The following is a 17,850-nucleotide window of genomic DNA, read 5'->3' as shown; positions in this document are numbered from 1 at the left end:
AGAGGGCTCGACTGGCCTTGCCTGCTAGCCCTCGGCTTCATGCAGTCAGACCGTTGAGCAAGGGGCGCCACCAGCCAGCGGCATTGGGTTGATGCAGCCCGGCAACGCAGAGGCATTACCCGGTCCGGGCGCCGCGAGGTCAAGACGGGTATTCCCCGGGTTTTTGAGCAAAATCAGACAGTAGTCTCGTCGGCGGCGGAAAAGACGACTCCGCCACATCCCTGCCACATTCGGTGATTTAACAGGGCACCACAGGGCCAATACTTTAGAATAGGTTTATACTGCTCTCGTACAGTGCTTCGATTTTCGCTAACGAGGCCGGGCAGGCAGCTACCGGAAGGGCAGACCGATGAGCATTTCCTACGCCATGCAGACCGGCGTGAGCGGTCTGCGGGCGAATTCGACGGCGGTGGGCCGGATTTCGGAGAATATCGCCAACGCCAACACCGACGGCTACCGGCGCAGCTTCGTGCAGATGGTCACCACCAGCACGCTGAGCCAGAACGGTACGGTGGCGCCCTCTGGCGTGCGGGCGGTGCAGGGCTCTGAGATTTCGACCGAGGGCGCGCTGCGCGCCACCGAGCGGGCGACCGATCTCGCGATCGGCGGGCCGGGCTTCTTCGTGGTCTCCAAGCAGCCGAACGAGACCAACGAGGCGAACTTCATGCTCACTCGCGCGGGCTCCTTCCTGCCCGACGAGAACGGCAATCTGCGCAACGCCGCGGGCTACTACCTCGCGGGCTTTCCCTACGACCAGACAGCCAATCTGGGCAACATCGACCGCAACCAGTTCGGTGATCTCAAGACCGTCAACCTCGGCAGCCTGTCGCAGACCGGCTCGCCCACGGCGGAGATGACGATCAGCGGCAACATCCCGGCCCAGCAGACCGGCCTGGCAACACCGGGCGAGCCCTTCCTGAGCTCGGCGGAGTATTATAGCCCGTTGGGTGCCGCGCAGCGGATGCAGTTCTCCTGGCAGCCCGGCGCGGTCGACAACCAATGGACCCTCAGCTTCAACGGCGCCGATGGTACCCAATACGGCAGCGTCACGGTCGATTTCCATGACAGCGGCGCGCTGGCAGGGGCGCCGCGGCTCTATTCGAACGCCACCTCCACCGCCGCCGCGCCTGCAAACTTCGCCTTCGACCCCGCGACCGGCGTGGCGACCCTGACGATCGACAACGGCGCGGTGCCCCAGAATGTCGCGATCAACATCGGCGCGCCGGGGACCTATGACGGCATGACCCAGTTCGCGGGCGACTACTCGCCGCTCAAGATCAGCGCCGACGGCGCCGAGAGCGGGGTTCTGGTGCGGACCGAGATCGACGAGCGCGGCGATGTTTATGGCGTGTTCGACAATGGAAGCCGCAAGCCGCTCTACAACATCCCGCTGGCCGAGGTGGCCAACCCCGACGGCCTGCTCAAAGCCGACGGCAACGCCTTCCTGCTGTCCCGCTCCTCGGGCAAGTTCAGCCTCAACCAGGCAGGCGAGGGATCCACGGGATCGTTGACGGCGGGCGCGCTGGAGAGCTCGAACGTCGAGGTGGCTCAGGAACTCACCGACCTGATCAGCACCCAGCGGGCCTATTCCTCGAACGCCAAGATCGTGACCACCGTCGACGAGATGCTCGACGAGACGACCAGACTGAAGCGCTGACCGCGAAACCGGTTACCGGACCGGAAGACAACAAGGCCTGCCGGTTCGATCCGGCAGGCCTTTGTGTTTGCGATCCGCCTTGTGGGTTCTCGGCTTTGGCAAGGTACCTATTGCGCGTGCGTGGCACGGCCGAAGCTCACCGGTTTCCGCGACGGTGCTGCGCGGGTTGCTCAGTCTTCGCGCTCGAGGCGCGCGGCGCGCAGAGCGGCGATCTTGGCATTGCGGGCCTCGTTCTCGGCGTCGAGGATCGCGCGGGCGGCGCGGGTCGTGACGTCCCCCTTGGTTTCCGGCACCGGGGCCGGGGCAGGGCGCTCGGGCATAAGACCGGCCGCACGGCTCATGCGGTCTTCGAGCTTGGCGAAAGTAGATTCGAGGGCGTTCATCAGACGGTCCTTTGGTCTGTCACGCGGCGATGCGATCACCGCGCCATTATACCTGACCTATAGCGCGCACATGTTTCGACAAGGTCGCGTCGTGAATCGAAAGGGGCTGTGGCGGTGCCGCACACCGGTGTAGAAGCAAATCGGACCATGGCACTAAGACCAATCAACGGGACACGGGCAGATGATGACACGGGCATACGGATCTATTGGCATGACGGTGGGGCTGCTGGCCTTGGCCGCGACGGGCGCGCAAGCGCAGGGCTTTGCGGGCGGCACGCTCGCGGTCGAGACCTCGGCGCTGTTCGAGGCGGGCGAGATCGGCCACACCAGCTATTCGGGCGGGCTGCAATTCGACGTCGGACTGGGCTTCGGGCTGGCGCTCGACCTCGCCTCCTACGGCTTTTCGGGCTTTGGCTCGGATGGCAGCAACGCGACCCTGCATGCGATCTACGGGTCCGGGCCCTGGCTCGGTGTCGACGGGCTGGCGCTGGGCGGCTTCGTCGGGCGGGACGGCTTCGATGAGGGCGACTCGGAAATCTACGGCCTCGAGGTCAAGGGCTGGCTTCTCGGGATCGAGACCGAAAGCTACCTCGCCCGTCATGACGGCGAGATCGGTCGGGTCAACCTGGCCGGGCTGAACGCGCGCTACGAGTTCACCCCGGCGATCTTTGCCATGGGCGAGCTGGGCTTTGCCGATGGCGAGGGCGAGTTGCTGCGCGGCGCGCTGGGTGGTGGCTACCAGATCGACGGCGGTCCCGAGATCTGGGGCGAGCTGGGCCGGATCAAGGACGAGGACGATGCCTTCGGAGGCGACGAGACCTATCTGGCGATCGGTGCCGAGATCGGCTTCGGTCAGCTGTCGGGCACCACTTTCGGCACCCGCAGCCTGTTCAACGTGGTCTCGGGGATCTGAGCCCTCAGGGCGCGGCCCCGGCCGCGCCCGCATGACCGATGGCGCGCAGAAACGACGTCACCTGCGCGGCCCACTCATCGGGGCGTTCGGCCGGGGCGAGATGCCCCGCCCGCCGCAGGATCTCGAAACGTGCGCCGGGGATGAGGGCGACCGTCTCGCGCATCAGGTCGGGCGGCGTCGAGCGGTCCTCGGCCCCGGCGAGGCCTAGGGCGGGCAGCCGCAGCCCCGATGTCGGCGTCCAGAAATCGGTGCCGGACACGGCGGCGCATCCGCCGACATAGCCCTCGACCGAGGTGCCGGTCAGCACTCTTCGCGCCCGTGCGGCCACCGGGCCGTGCCGCGCGTCGCGACCCAGCCAGCGGTCAAGCACGGCATCGGCCTGCGCGGCGATACCGGCGCGGCGGATCGCGGCGATCCGCTCCTCCCACAGCTTGGGCGTGCCGATCTTGGCCGCCGTGTTCGCCAGCACCAGCCCCCGCACCAGGTCGAGCCGCTTGATCGCCAGCCCCTGCGCCACCATGCCGCCGAGCGACAGGCCAGCAAAGACCGTGTCGGTGAGGTCATGCGCCTCGATCACCGCCTCGGCGTCCGAGATCATCTGCCCCATCGAGTAGGGCGCGGCAGGCGCGTCGGAATTGCCGTGGCCGCGCAGGTCGTAGCGCAGCACCCGGATGTCACCGGGCAGCAATGGCATCACCGCGTCCCACAGCGTCATGTCCATGCCGAGCCCGTGCGCCAGCACCAGAGCGGGCGCGCCCTCGGGACCCTCGATGCGGGTGGCGAGGCGGCAGCCGTCGCGGGCGGTGACGATCATTCCAGCGTGCTCAGCGCGCGGGCGTAGAGCGCGGCATCGACGTTGCCGCCCGTGGCGACGGCGATCGCCGTCTCGCCCGTCAGCGCCTCGGGGCGGAACAGGGCTGCGGCGAGCGAGACCGCGCCGCCCGGCTCGATCACCACCCGCAGGTGGCGGAAGGCCAGCGCCATGGCGCGCAGCACCTCGTCCTCGCTCACCGCGAGGCCCGGACCGCACAGCCGCCGGAGGATCGGAAAGGTGAGGTTGCCCGGCTGCGGCGTCACGATGGCGTCGCAGATCGAGCCCGACAGGCGGTCGTTGCGGCGGATCTCGCCCGCTGCGAGGCTGCGCGCCACGTCGTCGAAGCCCTCGGGCTCGCAGGTCCGCACCCGCAGGCCCGGCGCCTCGGCTTCGAGCGCCAGCGCCACGCCGGAGCTCAGCCCGCCGCCACCGCAGCAGACCAGCACCTCGGCGCTGGTCACGCCGTGCTCGTTCGCCTGTTCCGCCAGCTCCAGCCCCAGCGTGCCCTGTCCTGCGACGACGAGCGCGTCGTCGAAGGGCTTGATCAGCGTCAACCCGCGCTCCTCGGCCAGCGCCGCGCCCATGGCATCGCGGTCGTCGCGCTCGCGGTCGAACAGCACCACCTCGGCGCCCAGCGCCCGCGTGCCGTCGATCTTGGCCTTCGGCGCGTCCTGCGGCATCAGGATCACCGCCGGGACGCCATGCTCTCGCGCCGCATGGGCCACGCCCTGCGCATGGTTGCCGGACGAGAAGGCGATGACGCCGCGCGCGCGGACCTCGGGCGCGATCGCCGAGACCGCCGACCAGCCGCCGCGCGCCTTGAACGATCCAGTCACCTGCAGGCATTCGGCCTTGAGCAGCACGCGCCGCCCGGCGATCGCGTCGAGGGCGGGCGCCGACAGGAGCGGCGTGCGCCGCAGATTGCCTGCGATGCGCGCGCGCGCGGCGCGGATCATCTCGATATCGCTCAACTTCACTCTCCCCAGACCGACCGGCAGCGCGCCAGCCAGTCGTTCAATGCCGCGCGCGCCGCCGGCTCGTCAAGGAAGGGGACATGGCCGCGTCCCGGCACCTCGGCAAAGATCATCGCGGGATTGCGGCGCTGCATCTCGTCCGCGGTGGCCGCCGTCAGGAGATCCGAGTTCGCGCCCCGGATCAGCGCCAGCGGCAGCCCCTCCAGCGCGTCGAACAGCGGCCAGAGATCCGGCGCCGGCTGCACCGCGCCGCCCAGCACCGTGTCGCGCAGGCGCGGGTCGTAGCGCAGCTCTAGCCCGTCGGGCGTTTCCTCGTACTGGCCCCTGACCTCGGCCAGCCAACGCGCGTGCGGGACGCCCTCGAAGCCGGTCCAGGCGCTGGCACGGAAACGCGCGGCCTCCTCCCATGTGCGCTGTGCCGGACGGCGGCCGAGATATCCTTCGATGATTTTCAGCCCGGCGGGGGCGATCTCCGGCCCGATATCGTTGAGCGCCACGCCGATCACCCGTGGCCGGGCCGTCGCGGCCAGCACCATCGCGATCAGCCCGCCGCGCGAGGTGCCAAGGATCGCCGCGCGCTCCAGCCCCAGATGATCCATCAGGGCGAGGATGTCGCGCGCTTCCTGCGCGACCGTGTAGGTCGCAGGGTCGGCCCAATCCGACCTGCCGCGCCCGCGATAGTCGGGACGGATCAGCCGGACATCCTCCAGATGCGGCGCGACATGGTCGAAATCGGCGGCGTTGCGGGTGAGGCCGGGCAGGCACAGCACCGGCAGCCCTGTGCCCTCGTCGAGGTAGTGCAGCCCGACCCCGTCCTCGGCCTCGTGCCGCGGCATCAGGCGAGGTTCGCGATATGGGTGAGGTCGGGCAGCACATGGGTCGGGCGCGACCAGAGCCGGTCGCGCGGCTGCTCGGTCCGGTTCACCCATGCGGTGATGAAGCCGTAGCCCGTCGCCCCGGCCACGTCCCAGAAGTTCGAGGTGACGAAGAGCACCTCGTCCTTGGTGCCGCCGAAGCGCTTCTGCACGAGGTCGTAGACCCGGGCATCCGGCTTGAACACGCCGACTTCCTCGACCGAAAGCACGGCATCGAGACTGTCACCGATCCCGGCCGAGTCCACCGCGCGCTCCAGCATTTCGGGCGTGCCGTTCGACAGGATCGCGACGTTGCGCCCCTTGGCCTTGAGATCGGCCAGCACCTCGCGCACCTCCGGATAGGCGGGCAGCGTGTCGTAGAGCGCGAGCAGCCGAGCGCGCAGCTCGGGGCTCTCGATGCCGGATTTCTCCATGCTCCAGGTCAGGGCATCGGCCGTGACATGGCCGAAATCGACATGGTTGCCGGTGATCGCGCGCAGCCAGGTGTATTCGAGCTGCTTGAGGCGCCAATCCTGCGCGAGCTGCTCCCAGCAGCGCGCCAGCATCTCGCCGCCGGGCTCGGCGCTCGCGATGCGCGCCGCGCCGTTGACGTCGAAAAGCGTGCCGTAGGCGTCGAAGACGATTGTACTGATGGTCATGCGTTCCCCCTATGGTCGCGAGGCTGACATGCCCCGCCTCCGGAAGAAAGACCTCTGGGGGCGATCGGGTTGCGAACCGCGCGCGGACTTCCTACCTTGATGGGGACCGACGAGGAGCACCCGCGAGCAGGCGGCCTCCAGACATTCACCCCGACAGACCGAAAACAGGAGAGGCTCATGACGCAAGTCAAGCAGGGCGACACCGTGCGCATCCATTACACCGGCACTCTGAACGACGGCCAGACCTTCGATTCCAGCGAGGGCCGCGAGCCGCTCGAGTTCCAGGTGGGCTCGGGCCAGATCATTCCCGGTCTCGACAGCGCCATGCCCGGCATGGAAGTCGGCGAGACCAAGACCGTCGAAGTGGCCTGCGAGAACGCCTATGGCCAGCCCGACCCGAATGCCCGCCAGGCCGTGCCGCGCAACTCGATCCCGGACGATATCCCGACCGAGCCCGGCACCCGGCTGCAGATGCAGACCCCGCAGGGCCAGGTGGTGCCGGTCACCGTGATCGAGGCCAACGAAGAGCAGGTCACGCTCGACGCGAACCACCCGCTGGCGGGCCAGGACCTGACCTTCAAGGTCGAGCTCGTGGGCGTCGACCCGGCCTGATCCAGGCCATCTGAACGATGAAGGGCCCCGGTGACGCGCGTCGCCGGGGCCTTTTCATATGCGGTTCCAGGTATTGCGGGGGGCTCAGCCCTTCTGGGCGGCCATCGCGGCCTGCATCTTCTCCATGTCCATCCAGCCCGGCTCGAACACGTTGCCGTCCGGGTCGCGGAAGGTCCGGCCATACATGAAGTCGCCGAACTCTTGCTTCTTGCCGGTATCGCTGCCGCCATGCGCTACCGCCGCTTCGACGATGGCGTCCACCGCCTCGCGGCTGTCGCGCGACAGCGCCACCAGAACGCCGGTCTGCGTGGCGGGATCGGCGACCGGGCCGGGGGCGAAGCCCGCGAAGACCTCGCGCTCCAGCAGCATCAGGTAGATCACGTCCGAGACGCGGATGCAGATGGAGCGGTCATTGGTGAATTGCGGCACGACCGAGAAGCCCAGCGCCTCGTAGAAGGCACGCGACCTGGCGCCGCTTTCGACCGGCAGGTTGATGTAGACGATCTGTGGCATGGAAAGGCTCGCGACAGGGGTGACCTGCCGCGAGCCTATACCGGTCGCGCCATCGCGCAAGCGTTCAGAGGTTCTCGCTCTGGGGCATACCCAGCACGTGGTAGCCGCCATCGACATGGACGATCTCGCCCGTCGTGCAGGCCGCCGCGTCGGAACAGAGGTAGAGCGCGGTGCCGCCCACCGCCTCAAGCGTCGCGTTGGAGCGCAGCGGCGCGTTGGCGTCGGTGTGCTTGAAGGTCTTGCGCGCGCCGCCGATGGCCGCCCCCGCTAGGGTCTTCATCGGGCCGGGCGACACCGCGTTGACGCGGATGCCCTCGGGGCCGAGATCGTTGGCGAGGTAGCGCACCGAGGATTCCAGCGCCGCCTTGGCCACGCCCATCACGTTGTAGAACGGTGTCACCTTGTTCGAGCCCTGATAGGTCAGGGTGACGATCGAGCCACCCGCGCTCATCAGCGGATGCGCGCGGCGCGCGATATCGATCAGCGAGTAGCAGGAGATGGTGAGCGAGTTGCGGAAGTTCTCGCGCGAGGTGTTGATGAAGCGCCCGGCCAGCTCGTCCTTGTTGGAATAGGCGATTGCGTGGATCACGAAATCCAGCCGGCCCCAGCGCTCCTCGATCTTCGCGAAGGCCGCGTCGAGCGAGGCGTCGTCGGTGACGTCCACATCGAGCAGGAAATCCGAACCGAGCTGGGCGACGAGCGGCGCGACGCGCCGCCCGAAGGTCTCGCCCTGATAGGAGAACGCCAGTTCGGCACCGGCGCCGTGCAGCGCCTGGGCGATGCCCCATGCGATCGAGCGGTCGTTCGCGACCCCCATGACCAGGCCGCGCTTGCCCACCATCGACATCATCTGCGTCTCTCCCGCTCTATCGTCAGTCGTCGTAGCGGGACAGCAGCATCGAGCCGTTGGTGCCGCCGAACCCGAAGCTGTTGGTCATCACCGTGTCGAGCCCGGCATTCTCGCGCAGCTGGGTCGCGATCTCGCCCTCGTTGATCCCCTCGGCGAGGTTCTCGACGTTGATCGACGGCGCGATGTAGTCGCCCTTGAGCATCAGGAGGCAGTAGATCGCCTCCTGCGCGCCGGTCGCACCCTGGCTGTGGCCGGTCATCGACTTGGTCGAGGAGATGGGGGGCGTGTTGCCCTCGCCGAAGACGCGGCGCACGGCCTCGACTTCACCCACATCGCCGACTGGGGTCGAGGTGCCGTGCGCGTTGATGTAGCCGACCTTGCGGCCCTCGGGCAGGGTGGAGAGCGCCAGCCGCATCGCCCGCTCGCCGCCTTCGCCCGACGGGGCGACCATGTCGTGACCGTCGGAGGTCGCGGCGAAGCCGGTGACCTCGGCATAGATCTTGGCACCGCGCGCGCGGGCATGCTCGAGCTCCTCGAGCACCACCATGCCGCCGCCACCGGCGATGACAAAGCCGTCGCGGTCGCGGTCGAACGCGCGCGAGGCCTTGGTCGGGGTGTCGTTGAACTTCGACGACATCGCGCCCATCGCGTCGAACAGGCAGCTCAGCGTCCAATCGAGCTCTTCGCCGCCGCCGGCGAACATCACTTCCTGCTTGCCCATCGCGATCTGCTCGGCGGCAGCGCCGATGCAGTGCAGCGAGGTCGAGCAGGCGGAGGTGATCGAGTAGTTGATGCCCTTGATCGCATAGGCTGTGGCGAGGTTCGCCGAGACCGTCGAGGACATGCCGCGCGGCACCATCAGCGGCCCGATGCGCTTGGGGCTGCCGGTCTTGAGCACGGTCTGGTGCGCGGCAAAGAGGTTCGAGGTCGACGGGCCGCCAGAGCCCGCGATCAGGCCGGTGCGCTCGTTCGAGATTTCGCTCTCATCGAGCCCGGCATCGGCGATGGCCTGGCGCATCGAGAGATAGGCATAGCCCGCACCCGGACCCATGAAGCGCAGGGTCCGCTTGTCGATCTCCTCCTTGAGGTCGATCTTGAGCGTGCCAGCGACACGGCTGCGGAAGCCGTATTCGGCCATTTCCTCGGAGAACTCGATGCCCGAGCGGCCGGCGCGCAGCGCGGCATCCACTTCCTCGGCCGAGTTGCCGATGGGCGAGACGACCCCGAGGCCGGTGACGACGACGCGACGCATGGCGCCTCCTTCCTTGACGGTTCAGCTCTCGGAGAGAGCGACCTTCATGTCCTTGACGAGATAGATGGTTTCACCGTCGGCCTCGACCCGGCCATCGGCGACGCCCATGGTCAGCCGGCGAGTCTGCACCGCCTTGGTGAAATCCACGTAATAGGTAAGCTTCTTGCGGTCCGGGCGCACCATGCCGGTGAGCTTCACCTCGCCGACGCCGAGCGCGTAGCCGCGGCCTTTCCAGCCGCGCCAGCCCAGGTTGAAGCCGGTGAGCTGCCACAGCCCGTCGAGGCCGAGGCAGCCGGGCATGATCGGGTTGCCCGGGAAGTGGCATTCGAAGAACCACAGGTCGGGGGTGATGTCGAATTCGGCCACGACATGACCCTTGCCATGCTCGCCGCCATCCCCGGAGATATCAGTGATGCGGTCCATCATCAGCATCGGCGGCGCCGGAAGCTGCGCGTTGCCCGGGCCGAACAGCTCGCCGCGCGAGCACTTGAGCAGTGCTTCCTTGTCGAACTGGGTCGGATAATCTGACATGTGGCCCCATGGTCTTGCGATGTGTCTGATCCATGCCTCTAGCACCGGCCTGCGCGGCAGGGCAAGGGCGGCGCGGGTCGCCGACATGCTGTCCGAGATTGAAATCGGGCGCGCGGAAGGGCATATCTGTTGCGTCATGACGCAAGCATCCCTTTCCTCCGCCCGCCGCGGCGCCGATTGGCTGGCCACGGCCGGCCTGCGCCCGACGCGGCAGCGGCTGGCGCTCGCCGCGCTTCTGGTCGGCGACGGGCAGGACCGTCACGTCACCGCCGAGAGCCTGTTCGAGGCGGCGGCGGCGGCCGGGCACAAGGTGTCGCTGGCCACGGTCTACAACACGCTGGCCGCGTTCTGCGCCGCTGGCCTGATGCGCGAGATCACCGTCGACGGCTCCAAGAGCTATTTCGACACCGACATGACCGACCACCCGCATTTCTACTGGGAAGAGGAGGCGCGGCTCTCGGACGCGCCGGCCGAACAGCTCGAGATCGCGCGGCTGCCCTCCGCCCCTGAGGGTGCGGAAATCGCCAAGGTCGACGTGGTGATCCGGCTGCGCCGCCGCTGAAGCGGCTTGGGCCGGTCAGACGCTGAACTGCAACTCCACCGGGCCTTCCTGGACCTGCGGCGGGGTGCCGAGATGCGCGGCGTTCTCCTGCAGCCATGCCTTCGCCCGCTTCAGGCTTTCCTCCGTGCCCGAGCTGTCCTGGCAGATCGTGATGGTAGCGCCGCCATCGGAGGTGCGCATGAGCGCGTAGGAGACGAGGCCCGGCACGTCGCGCAGGATCTCCTCGACCTCGGCCTTTCGCTCGCTCAGAAGGTCAAAGAGCTCCGTCGCGCCGGCGCCGGAATAGGATCGTATCATCGCGTGCATGACGACTCCTCCTAATACTGCATGAAAAAATGCGGCGCCGCTGGGCACCTGTGACAGCATAGCACGGCGCGGGGTGCGGGTCTGTCGTTCCGGGCGACGGGAAGGGGCCACGGGCCATCTGCTTGCAGCTTGCCGCCTGCGCGCCTAGCCTCGCGCGAAATTCAAAAAGGAGGTTGCGCCATGCAGATGGATGACGTTGCGCGCCGGGGCCTCGTGCTCCTGGGCTGCGGCAAGATGGGCTCGGCGATGCTGGCGGGCTGGCTCGAGGGCGGGCTGCCGAAGTCCTCGGTGACCGTGCTCGATCCCAAGCCCTCCGACTGGCTGCAGGGGCTGGGCGTCCGGCTCAACGAGGAACTGCCCGAGGATCCGGCGATCGTGCTGGTCGCGGTCAAGCCGCAGATGATGGGCGATGCGCTGCCCTCGATGCAGGCCAAGGGCAACGGCACGACGCTCTTCGTCTCGGTCGCGGCCGGCACGCCGATCGCCACCTTCGAGCAGTCGCTGGGCGAGAAGACCCCGATCGTGCGCGCCATGCCCAACACGCCTTCGGCTATCGGCCGCGGGATCACCGCGATCATCGGCAACGCCCATACCACGCCCGACCAGCTCGACCTCGCAGAGGCGCTGCTGAAGGCGGTGGGGCAGGTGGTCCGGCTCGAGCGCGAGGACCAGATGGACGGCGTCACCGCCGTGTCCGGCTCCGGCCCGGCCTATGTGTTCCACCTGATCGAGACCATGGCCAAGGCCGGCGAGGAGCAGGGGCTCAGCCCCGAACTGGCGCTCCAGCTCGCCAAGGCGACGGTGGGCGGTGCCGGCGCGCTGGCCGAGCGTTCGGACGAGCATCCCGGCAAGCTGCGCGAGAACGTCACCTCGCCCAACGGCACGACCCAAGCCGCGCTCGACGTGCTGATGAACGAAAAGGACGGCTTCCCGGTGCTGCTGAGCCGCGCGCTCAAGGCCGCCGCCGACCGCTCGCGCGAGCTGGCGAATGGCTGAGGTCGCGCCGGAAATCGTCTTCGACGATTTCGCCAAGGTGGACATCCGCGCGGGGCGGGTCATCCGCGCGGAACCCTATCCGGAGGCGCGCAAGCCCGCGATCAAGCTCTGGATCGATTTCGGCCCCGGGATCGGTGAGAAGCGTTCCTCGGCGCAGATCACCGAACATTACGCGCCCGACGCGCTTCTGGGCCGGCAGGTGCTGGCTGTGGTGAACTTTCCGCCCCGCCAGATCGGCAAGTTTCAATCCGAGGTGCTGGTGCTCGGCCTGCCCGATGCCGAGGGCGCGATCGTGCTGATCGGCCCCGACCAGCCCGTGCCGCTTGGAGGGCGGCTGTCATGACCAAGAAGACCATGCTCGTCACGCGGCCGCTGCCGCAATCCGTGCTCGACGCCTGCGCGCAGCAATTCGACGTCACCTTCCGGGATGCCGATCGCGGGCTGACCGAGGCCGAGGCGGCCGAAGCGCTCGGGGCGTATGACGCGATCCTGTGCACGCTGGGCGACCGCTTCACCGCCGAGGCCTTCGCGCAGGCGGGAGAGATCCGTTGCGGCGTGCTCGCCAATTTCGGCGTGGGCTACAACCATATCGACGCGACCGCGGCGCGCGCCGCTGGTGTCGCGGTGTCGAACACCCCCGACACGGTGACCGACGCCACCGCCGATATCGGCATGACGCTGCTGCTGGCCGCCGCGCGGCGCGCGGGCGAGGGCGAGCGGCTGGTGCGTCGGGGCGAGTGGAGCGGCTGGGCGCCGACCCAGATGCTCGGCCGCCACGTCACCGGCAAGACGGTGGGGATCGTCGGCATGGGGCGGATCGGTCAGGCGGTGGCGCGGCGCTGCGCGCTGGGCTTCGAGATGCAGGTGCTCTACCACAACCGCTCGCCCAAGGCGGTGCCGCTGCCGGTGATGCAGGTGGGCGACCTCGAGGAGCTGATGTCCTCCGCCGACTTCATCGTCGTCACCGTGCCTGCGACGCCCGAGACGCGGCATCTGATCAGCCGCGAGATGATCGCGGCGATGAAGCCGGAGGCGATCTTCATCAACATCGCGCGCGGCGACGTGGTCGACGAGACCGCGCTCATCGAGGCGCTGGAGGCGGGCCGGATCGGCGGCGCCGGGCTCGACGTCTACGAGAACGAGCCGCAGGTCCCCGAGCGGCTCCGCCAGCTCCACAACGCCGTGCTGCTGCCGCATCTGGGCACCGCGGCGCTCGAGGTGCGCGAGGCGATGGGGCGGATGGCGCTCGACAATGCCTGCGCCTGGGCCAAGGGCGAAACGCCGCCCAACCTGGTCAACTGAGCCTTACGCGGGGCGGTCGCCGATCGCCTCGCGGAAGTGCCGCCGGCAGAGCGAGACGTAGCGGTCGTTGCCGCCGATCTCGACCTGGTCGCCCGCCATCGCCACGCGACCCTCGGCATCCTTGCGCACCACCATCGTCGCCTTGCGCCCGCAATGGCAGATCGTGCGCACCTCGCGCATCTCGTCGGCCAGCGCCAGCAATGTCGCCGAGCCGGGAAAGAGGTGGCCGAGGAAATCCACCCTCAGCCCATAGCACATCACCGGCACGCCCAGATCGTCCACCGCGCGGGCGATCTGCCAGACCTGCTCGGGCGACAGGAACTGGGCCTCGTCGACGAAGACGCAGGCGCAGGGGCTCTCGAGCCGGGTGCGGATCTTCTCGAACAGGTCGTCGCCCGCGTCGAAGGTATCGGCCTTCGACCCGATGCCGATCCGGCTCTTGATGAAGCCCTCGCCGGAGCGGTTGTCGAAGCGCGCGGTGAGCAGGTAGGTCTGCATCCCCCGCTCGGCATAGTTGTGCGCTGCCTGTAGCAGCACCGTCGACTTGCCGGCGTTCATGGTCGAGTAGTTGAAATAGAGCTTGGCCATGGGCCGGTCACATACAAAGGGCGGCGCGTCCTGACAACGCGCCGCCCGGCGACAAATCCGCTTTTCGGGAAGTTTCGCCGATCCGCTGCGAAGATCGTGGCTCAGATGTTGGAGGGCACGTCGCCCTGCAGCTGCATCCGGCCGATCGGCCGCACGCTCGTCGCCTGCGGACCCATGCCGTTGGGGCCGTCATCGACGATCGACAGCTCCACCGGCGTGTTCTCCTCGAGCTTCTCAAAGCCGTCCTCGGCGACGCTCGCCTTGTGGAACCAGATGTCGCGACCATCGAGCGTCTCGATGAAGCCGTATTCGGTAAAGAGCTGACGCACCCGGCCCTGCGGCGGGCCCTCATGAGACTTCACCTCGCCCTGCACCTTCTGGGCCGCGTGTTCGAGCTGACGCTCCATCGCGTAGAAGGCGTCTCGCACCGCGAGATAGGGGTCGTGCTTGTCGCCCTTGCCCGGGTCGTGGCTGACCACCAGCTCCTTGCCCGGCACGCGGCATTCGACGCGCACGTGATAGCCCTTGGCGCCCGCCTGACTGCGGTTGGGCACTTCGACCACGACGTGGCAGCTGGTGATGTGGTTGTGAAAACGCTCCAGCTTGGCCGCGCGCTCGCGGATCCGGGCTTCGAGCCCGTCAGAGCTGTCCATGTTGTGGAAGGCGATCTCGAGGGGGGTGTCCATGCGTCTCTCCCTTCTGCTTGGTGCGGGAGAAACGCATGGACCAGTGGGCCGTTCCGGTTGACGTCAGGCCTGCAGCGACCGCACGCCGACCTCGCCCTCGGCGCGGGCCTGCATGGCCTGCGCGGCCGCCTGCGCGGCGGCGGCGGTGGTGAAGTAGGGGATCTTGGCATGCAGCGCCGCCGAGCGGATGTCGCGGCTGTCCTCGATCGCCTGCGCGCCCTCGGTGGTGTTCATCACCAGCGCGACATGGCCGTCCTTGAGCCGGTCGACGATGGTGAGCCCGCCCTCGTAGAGCTTGTTCACCAGCTCCGCCTCGATCCCGTTCTCCTTGAGCCAGGCCAGCGTGCCGCGGGTGGCGAGGATGGTCAGGCCGAGGCCGATCACCGTGCGCGCCGCCTCGGCCATGGCCGGGGTCTTGTCGGCGTCGCGGATCGACAGGAAGACGCGCCCCTCGCGCGGAAGATCCGTGCCCGCGCCCATCTGCGCCTTGAGAAAGGCCAGCGCGAAGCTGCGGTCCCAGCCCATCACCTCGCCGGTGGAGCGCATCTCCGGCCCGAGGATGGTGTCGACGCCCGGGAAGCGGGCGAAGGGCAGCACCGCCTCCTTGACCGAGAACCACGGCATGTTCGGGTCGGCCAGCGTCATCGGGTCGGCATAGGGCAGGTCGCTGTCGTAATCGACATTCTCGTAGGCCGGGCGGAACGGGAAGGCGGAGAGCTTCTCGCCTGCCATGAGCCGCGCGGCGATCGAGGCGATGGCGCTGTCGGTCGCCTTGGCGACGAAGGGCACGGTGCGCGAGGCGCGCGGGTTGACCTCGATCAGGTAAACCTCGTCATCCTTGACCGCGAACTGCACGTTCATCAGGCCGACCACGCCCAGCGCCTTGGCCAGCGCTTCGGTCTGGCGCCGGATCTCGGCCTGGATCTCCTCGCTCAGCGAATGCGGCGGCAGGCAGCAGGCGCTGTCGCCCGAATGCACGCCGGCCTCTTCGATGTGCTGCATGATGCCGGCGACGTGGACCTGTTCGCCGTCGCAGAGCGCATCGACGTCCACCTCGGTCGCGCCCGACAGGTAGCTGTCGAGCAGCACCGGGCTGTCGCCCGAGACGACGACGGCGTTGCGGATGTAGCGCTTGAGATGGTCCATGTCGCGGACGATCTCCATGGCACGGCCGCCCAGCACGTAGGAGGGACGGATCACCAGCGGGAAGCCGATGCTGTCGGCGATGTCGATGGCCTGCTGGTCGGTCGAGGCGATGCCGTTGACCGGCTGCTTGAGGCCCAGACGGTTCACCAGGTCCTGGAACCGCTCGCGGTCCTCGGCGAGGTCGATCGCGTCGGGGGTGGTGCCGAGGATCGGGATGCCCTCGTCATGCAGCGCGTTGGCGAGCTTGAGCGGGGTCTGGCCGCCGAACTGCACGATCACGCCGTGCAGCGTGCCCTTTTCCTGCTCGACCCGCAGGATCTCCATCACGTGCTCGAAGGTGAGCGGCTCGAAGTAGAGCCGGTCCGAGGTGTCGTAATCGGTGGAGACGGTCTCGGGGTTGCAGTTGACCATGATGGTTTCGTAGCCCGCATCCGACAGCGCGAAGCAGGCGTGACAGCAGCAATAGTCGAACTCGATGCCCTGGCCGATCCGGTTCGGGCCGCCGCCGAGGATCACCACCTTCTTGCGATCCGAGGGGCGCGCCTCGTCCTCGACCTCGCCCATGACGGGGGATTCGTAGGTCGAGTACATGTAGGGCGTCTGGGCCTCGAACTCGGCCGCGCAGGTATCGATCCGCTTGAACACCGCGGTGACGCCGAGATTGCGGCGGGCGCGGCGGACATTGTCCTCGTCGCGCCCGGTGAGCGCGGCGAGGCGGGCATCGGTGAAGCCCATCATCTTGAGGTGACGCAGGCCTTCCTCGGTGGTGGGCAGGCCGTCCTTGCGGATCTCGTTCTCGGTCTCGACGATCTCGCGGATGCGCGCCAGGAACCACGGGTCGAACTTGGTCACGGCCTGGATCTCGTCGTTCGACAGCCCCTCGCGCATCGCCTGGGCGATGACCCGGATCCGGTCAGGGGTGGTCTTGGACAGCGCCTTGGTGATCGCCGCCTTGTCAGGCGCGCCGGCGATCTCGATCTCGTCGAAGCCGGTCAGCCCGGTCTCCATCGAGGCCAGCGCCTTCTGCATCGATTCGTGGAAGGTCCGGCCGATCGCCATGGCCTCGCCCACCGACTTCATCGCGGTGGTCAGATGCGGCTCGGAGCCGGGGAACTTCTCGAAGGCGAAGCGCGGGATCTTGGTGACGACGTAGTCGATGGTCGGCTCGAAGCTCGCCGGGGTCACCTTGGTGATGTCGTTGTCGAGCTCGTCGAGCGTGTAGCCCACGGCGAGCTTGGCCGCGATCTTGGCGATCGGGAAGCCGGTGGCCTTGGAGGCCAGCGCCGAGGAGCGCGAGACGCGCGGGTTCATCTCGATCACGACCATGCGGCCATCGGCAGGGTTCACCGCCCATTGCACGTTCGAGCCGCCGGTTTCGACGCCGATCTCGCGCAGCACGGCGATCGAGCCGTTGCGCATGTGCTGGTACTCGCGGTCGGTCAGGGTGAGCGCCGGCGCGACGGTGATCGAATCGCCGGTATGCACGCCCATCGGGTCGACGTTCTCGATCGAGCAGACGATGATGGCGTTGTCGGCGCGGTCGCGCACGACTTCCATCTCGTATTCCTTCCAGCCCAGCAGGCTCTCGTCGACGAGGATCTGGCCCACCGGCGAAGCGTCCATGCCGGTGCGGCAGTAATGCTCGTACTCGGCGCGGTTATAGGCCACGCCGCCCCCGGTGCCGCCGAGGGTGAAGGCGGGGCGGATGATCGCCGGCAGGCCGATCTCCTCCAGCGCCTCGATGGCGCTGCTGACGCCGGCGTTGAGGTCGCGCTTGCCGTTGGGCAGCTTCGGCGCGGTGACGATGGTTGCCTTGGGGTTTTCCAGCCCGATCCGGTCCATCGCCTCGCGGAACAGCTTGCGGTCCTCGGCCATCTCGATGGCTTCGCGCCGCGCACCGATCATCTCGACGCCGAACTTCTCGAGCACGCCCATGTCGGCGAGGGCGAGCGAGGTGTTCAGGCCGGTCTGACCGCCCATGGTGGGCAGCAGCGCGTCGGGGCGCTCCTTCTCGATGATCTTGGCGACGACTTCTGGGGTGATCGGCTCGATATAGGTGGCGTCGGCGAGGCCGGGATCGGTCATGATCGTCGCCGGGTTGGAGTTGACCAGGATGACCCGGTAACCCTCTTCGCGCAGCGCCTTGCAGGCCTGGGCGCCGGAGTAGTCGAACTCGCAGGCCTGGCCGATGACGATCGGCCCCGCGCCGATGATCATGATCGAGTTGATATCGGTTCTCTTCGGCATGGGAC

At 68.1% G+C, this 17,850-nt stretch carries 20 protein-coding genes; 7 read left to right on the top strand and 13 right to left on the bottom strand.

The annotated features are described in order from the left end of the window. The first annotated feature begins 349 nt into the window (after nt 1-349). Complete coding sequence (locus FHS00_RS06225; RefSeq protein ID WP_183470924.1) at nt 350-1,657, top strand: flagellar hook protein FlgE; 1,308 nt, start codon at nt 350-352, stop codon at nt 1,655-1,657. Nucleotides 1,658-1,827: 170 nt separating this feature from the next. Here the strand turns inward: FHS00_RS06225 and FHS00_RS06220 are convergent, their stop codons facing one another. Next, nucleotides 1,828-2,040 carry a hypothetical protein gene (locus FHS00_RS06220; RefSeq protein ID WP_183471233.1) on the bottom strand — a complete coding sequence of 71 codons (213 nt, stop codon included), beginning with the start codon at nt 2,038-2,040 and terminating at the stop codon, nt 1,828-1,830. 211 nt (nt 2,041-2,251) lie between these two features. Here FHS00_RS06220 and FHS00_RS06215 point away from each other — a divergent pair, with 211 nt between their 5' ends. Beyond that, the gene (locus FHS00_RS06215; RefSeq protein ID WP_183470922.1) at nt 2,252-2,953 is read left to right on the top strand and encodes a hypothetical protein; all 702 of its coding nucleotides are present in this window, start codon (nt 2,252-2,254) and stop codon (nt 2,951-2,953) included. Between the two features lie 4 nt (nt 2,954-2,957). Here the strand turns inward: FHS00_RS06215 and pcaD are convergent, their stop codons facing one another. The 4 genes from pcaD to FHS00_RS06195 are packed head-to-tail and all read right to left on the bottom strand — an operon-like array spanning nt 2,958 to nt 6,254. Further along, a complete protein-coding gene (pcaD, locus tag FHS00_RS06210; protein ID WP_183470920.1) occupies nt 2,958-3,767 on the bottom strand; it encodes a 3-oxoadipate enol-lactonase in 810 nt (269 codons plus the stop codon). Next, entirely contained in the window at nt 3,764-4,738 is a 975-nt protein-coding gene (locus tag FHS00_RS06205) for a threonine ammonia-lyase (RefSeq protein ID WP_183470919.1), read from the bottom strand. Before FHS00_RS06205 ends, pcaD begins: the two co-directional genes overlap by 4 nt. A gap of 2 nt (nt 4,739-4,740) precedes the next feature. Further along, the gene (locus tag FHS00_RS06200) at nt 4,741-5,577 is read right to left on the bottom strand and encodes an alpha/beta fold hydrolase (protein WP_183470917.1); all 837 of its coding nucleotides are present in this window, start codon (nt 5,575-5,577) and stop codon (nt 4,741-4,743) included. After that, nucleotides 5,577-6,254, bottom strand: a complete 678-nt coding sequence (locus FHS00_RS06195) for a haloacid dehalogenase type II (RefSeq protein WP_183470915.1) — start codon at nt 6,252-6,254, stop codon at nt 5,577-5,579. Before FHS00_RS06195 ends, FHS00_RS06200 begins: the two co-directional genes overlap by 1 nt. Nucleotides 6,255-6,431: 177 nt before the next feature. Between FHS00_RS06195 and FHS00_RS06190 the strand changes: the two genes are divergently transcribed. Next, a complete protein-coding gene (locus FHS00_RS06190) occupies nt 6,432-6,866 on the top strand; it encodes an FKBP-type peptidyl-prolyl cis-trans isomerase (RefSeq protein WP_183470913.1) in 435 nt (144 codons plus the stop codon). 84 nt (nt 6,867-6,950) lie between these two features. On the opposite strand, the gene FHS00_RS06185 is transcribed toward FHS00_RS06190, so the two are convergent. The 4 genes from FHS00_RS06185 to fabA form a co-directional block, all read right to left on the bottom strand. Further along, entirely contained in the window at nt 6,951-7,379 is a 429-nt protein-coding gene (locus FHS00_RS06185; RefSeq protein WP_183470911.1) for a VOC family protein, read from the bottom strand. Nucleotides 7,380-7,443: 64 nt separating this feature from the next. Next, a complete protein-coding gene (locus FHS00_RS06180) occupies nt 7,444-8,229 on the bottom strand; it encodes an enoyl-ACP reductase FabI (RefSeq protein ID WP_183470909.1) in 786 nt (261 codons plus the stop codon). 22 nt (nt 8,230-8,251) lie between these two features. Continuing rightward, complete coding sequence (gene fabB, locus FHS00_RS06175; RefSeq protein ID WP_183470907.1) at nt 8,252-9,481, bottom strand: beta-ketoacyl-ACP synthase I; 1,230 nt, start codon at nt 9,479-9,481, stop codon at nt 8,252-8,254. Nucleotides 9,482-9,502: 21 nt separating this feature from the next. Next, nucleotides 9,503-10,012, bottom strand: coding sequence for a bifunctional 3-hydroxydecanoyl-ACP dehydratase/trans-2-decenoyl-ACP isomerase (gene fabA / locus FHS00_RS06170; protein ID WP_183470905.1), 510 nt, complete (start codon nt 10,010-10,012; stop codon nt 9,503-9,505). A 136-nt stretch (nt 10,013-10,148) separates the two neighbouring features. Between fabA and irrA the strand changes: the two genes are divergently transcribed. Beyond that, entirely contained in the window at nt 10,149-10,574 is a 426-nt protein-coding gene (gene irrA / locus FHS00_RS06165) for an iron response transcriptional regulator IrrA (protein WP_183470903.1), read from the top strand. A 15-nt stretch (nt 10,575-10,589) separates the two neighbouring features. Here irrA and FHS00_RS06160 read toward each other — a convergent pair whose 3' ends face one another. Then, complete coding sequence (locus FHS00_RS06160; protein ID WP_183470901.1) at nt 10,590-10,880, bottom strand: hypothetical protein; 291 nt, start codon at nt 10,878-10,880, stop codon at nt 10,590-10,592. A 180-nt stretch (nt 10,881-11,060) separates the two neighbouring features. On the opposite strand from FHS00_RS06160, the gene proC reads away from it, so the two are divergent. The 3 genes from proC to FHS00_RS06145 are packed head-to-tail and all read left to right on the top strand — an operon-like array spanning nt 11,061 to nt 13,178. Then, nucleotides 11,061-11,876, top strand: coding sequence for a pyrroline-5-carboxylate reductase (gene proC, locus FHS00_RS06155; protein WP_183470899.1), 816 nt, complete (start codon nt 11,061-11,063; stop codon nt 11,874-11,876). After that, nucleotides 11,869-12,219, top strand: a complete 351-nt coding sequence (locus FHS00_RS06150) for a tRNA-binding protein (protein ID WP_183470897.1) — start codon at nt 11,869-11,871, stop codon at nt 12,217-12,219. Before proC ends, FHS00_RS06150 begins: the two co-directional genes overlap by 8 nt. Then, on the top strand, nt 12,216-13,178 hold the full coding sequence (locus FHS00_RS06145) for a 2-hydroxyacid dehydrogenase (protein ID WP_183470895.1): 963 nt from the start codon (nt 12,216-12,218) through the stop codon (nt 13,176-13,178). The genes FHS00_RS06150 and FHS00_RS06145 overlap by 4 nt, the downstream gene beginning before the upstream one ends. 3 nt (nt 13,179-13,181) lie before the next feature. Here the strand turns inward: FHS00_RS06145 and FHS00_RS06140 are convergent, their stop codons facing one another. The 3 genes from FHS00_RS06140 to carB form a co-directional block, all read right to left on the bottom strand. Beyond that, nucleotides 13,182-13,766 (bottom strand): thymidine kinase, encoded by a 585-nt coding sequence (locus FHS00_RS06140; protein WP_183470893.1) that lies wholly within the window; start codon nt 13,764-13,766, stop codon nt 13,182-13,184. A 101-nt stretch (nt 13,767-13,867) separates the two neighbouring features. Continuing rightward, the gene (locus FHS00_RS06135) at nt 13,868-14,452 is read right to left on the bottom strand and encodes an HPF/RaiA family ribosome-associated protein (protein WP_183470891.1); all 585 of its coding nucleotides are present in this window, start codon (nt 14,450-14,452) and stop codon (nt 13,868-13,870) included. Nucleotides 14,453-14,515: 63 nt separating this feature from the next. After that, complete coding sequence (gene carB / locus FHS00_RS06130) at nt 14,516-17,845, bottom strand: carbamoyl-phosphate synthase large subunit (protein ID WP_183470889.1); 3,330 nt, start codon at nt 17,843-17,845, stop codon at nt 14,516-14,518. Between the last annotated feature and the right edge of the window lie 5 nt (nt 17,846-17,850).

The organism is Limimaricola variabilis, from assembly GCF_014195545.1.
GTDB lineage: Bacteria > Pseudomonadota > Alphaproteobacteria > Rhodobacterales > Rhodobacteraceae > Limimaricola > Limimaricola variabilis.
The sequence above is the reverse complement of the archived record's forward strand: the minus strand, read 5'-3'. Positions and strand labels throughout refer to the sequence as shown.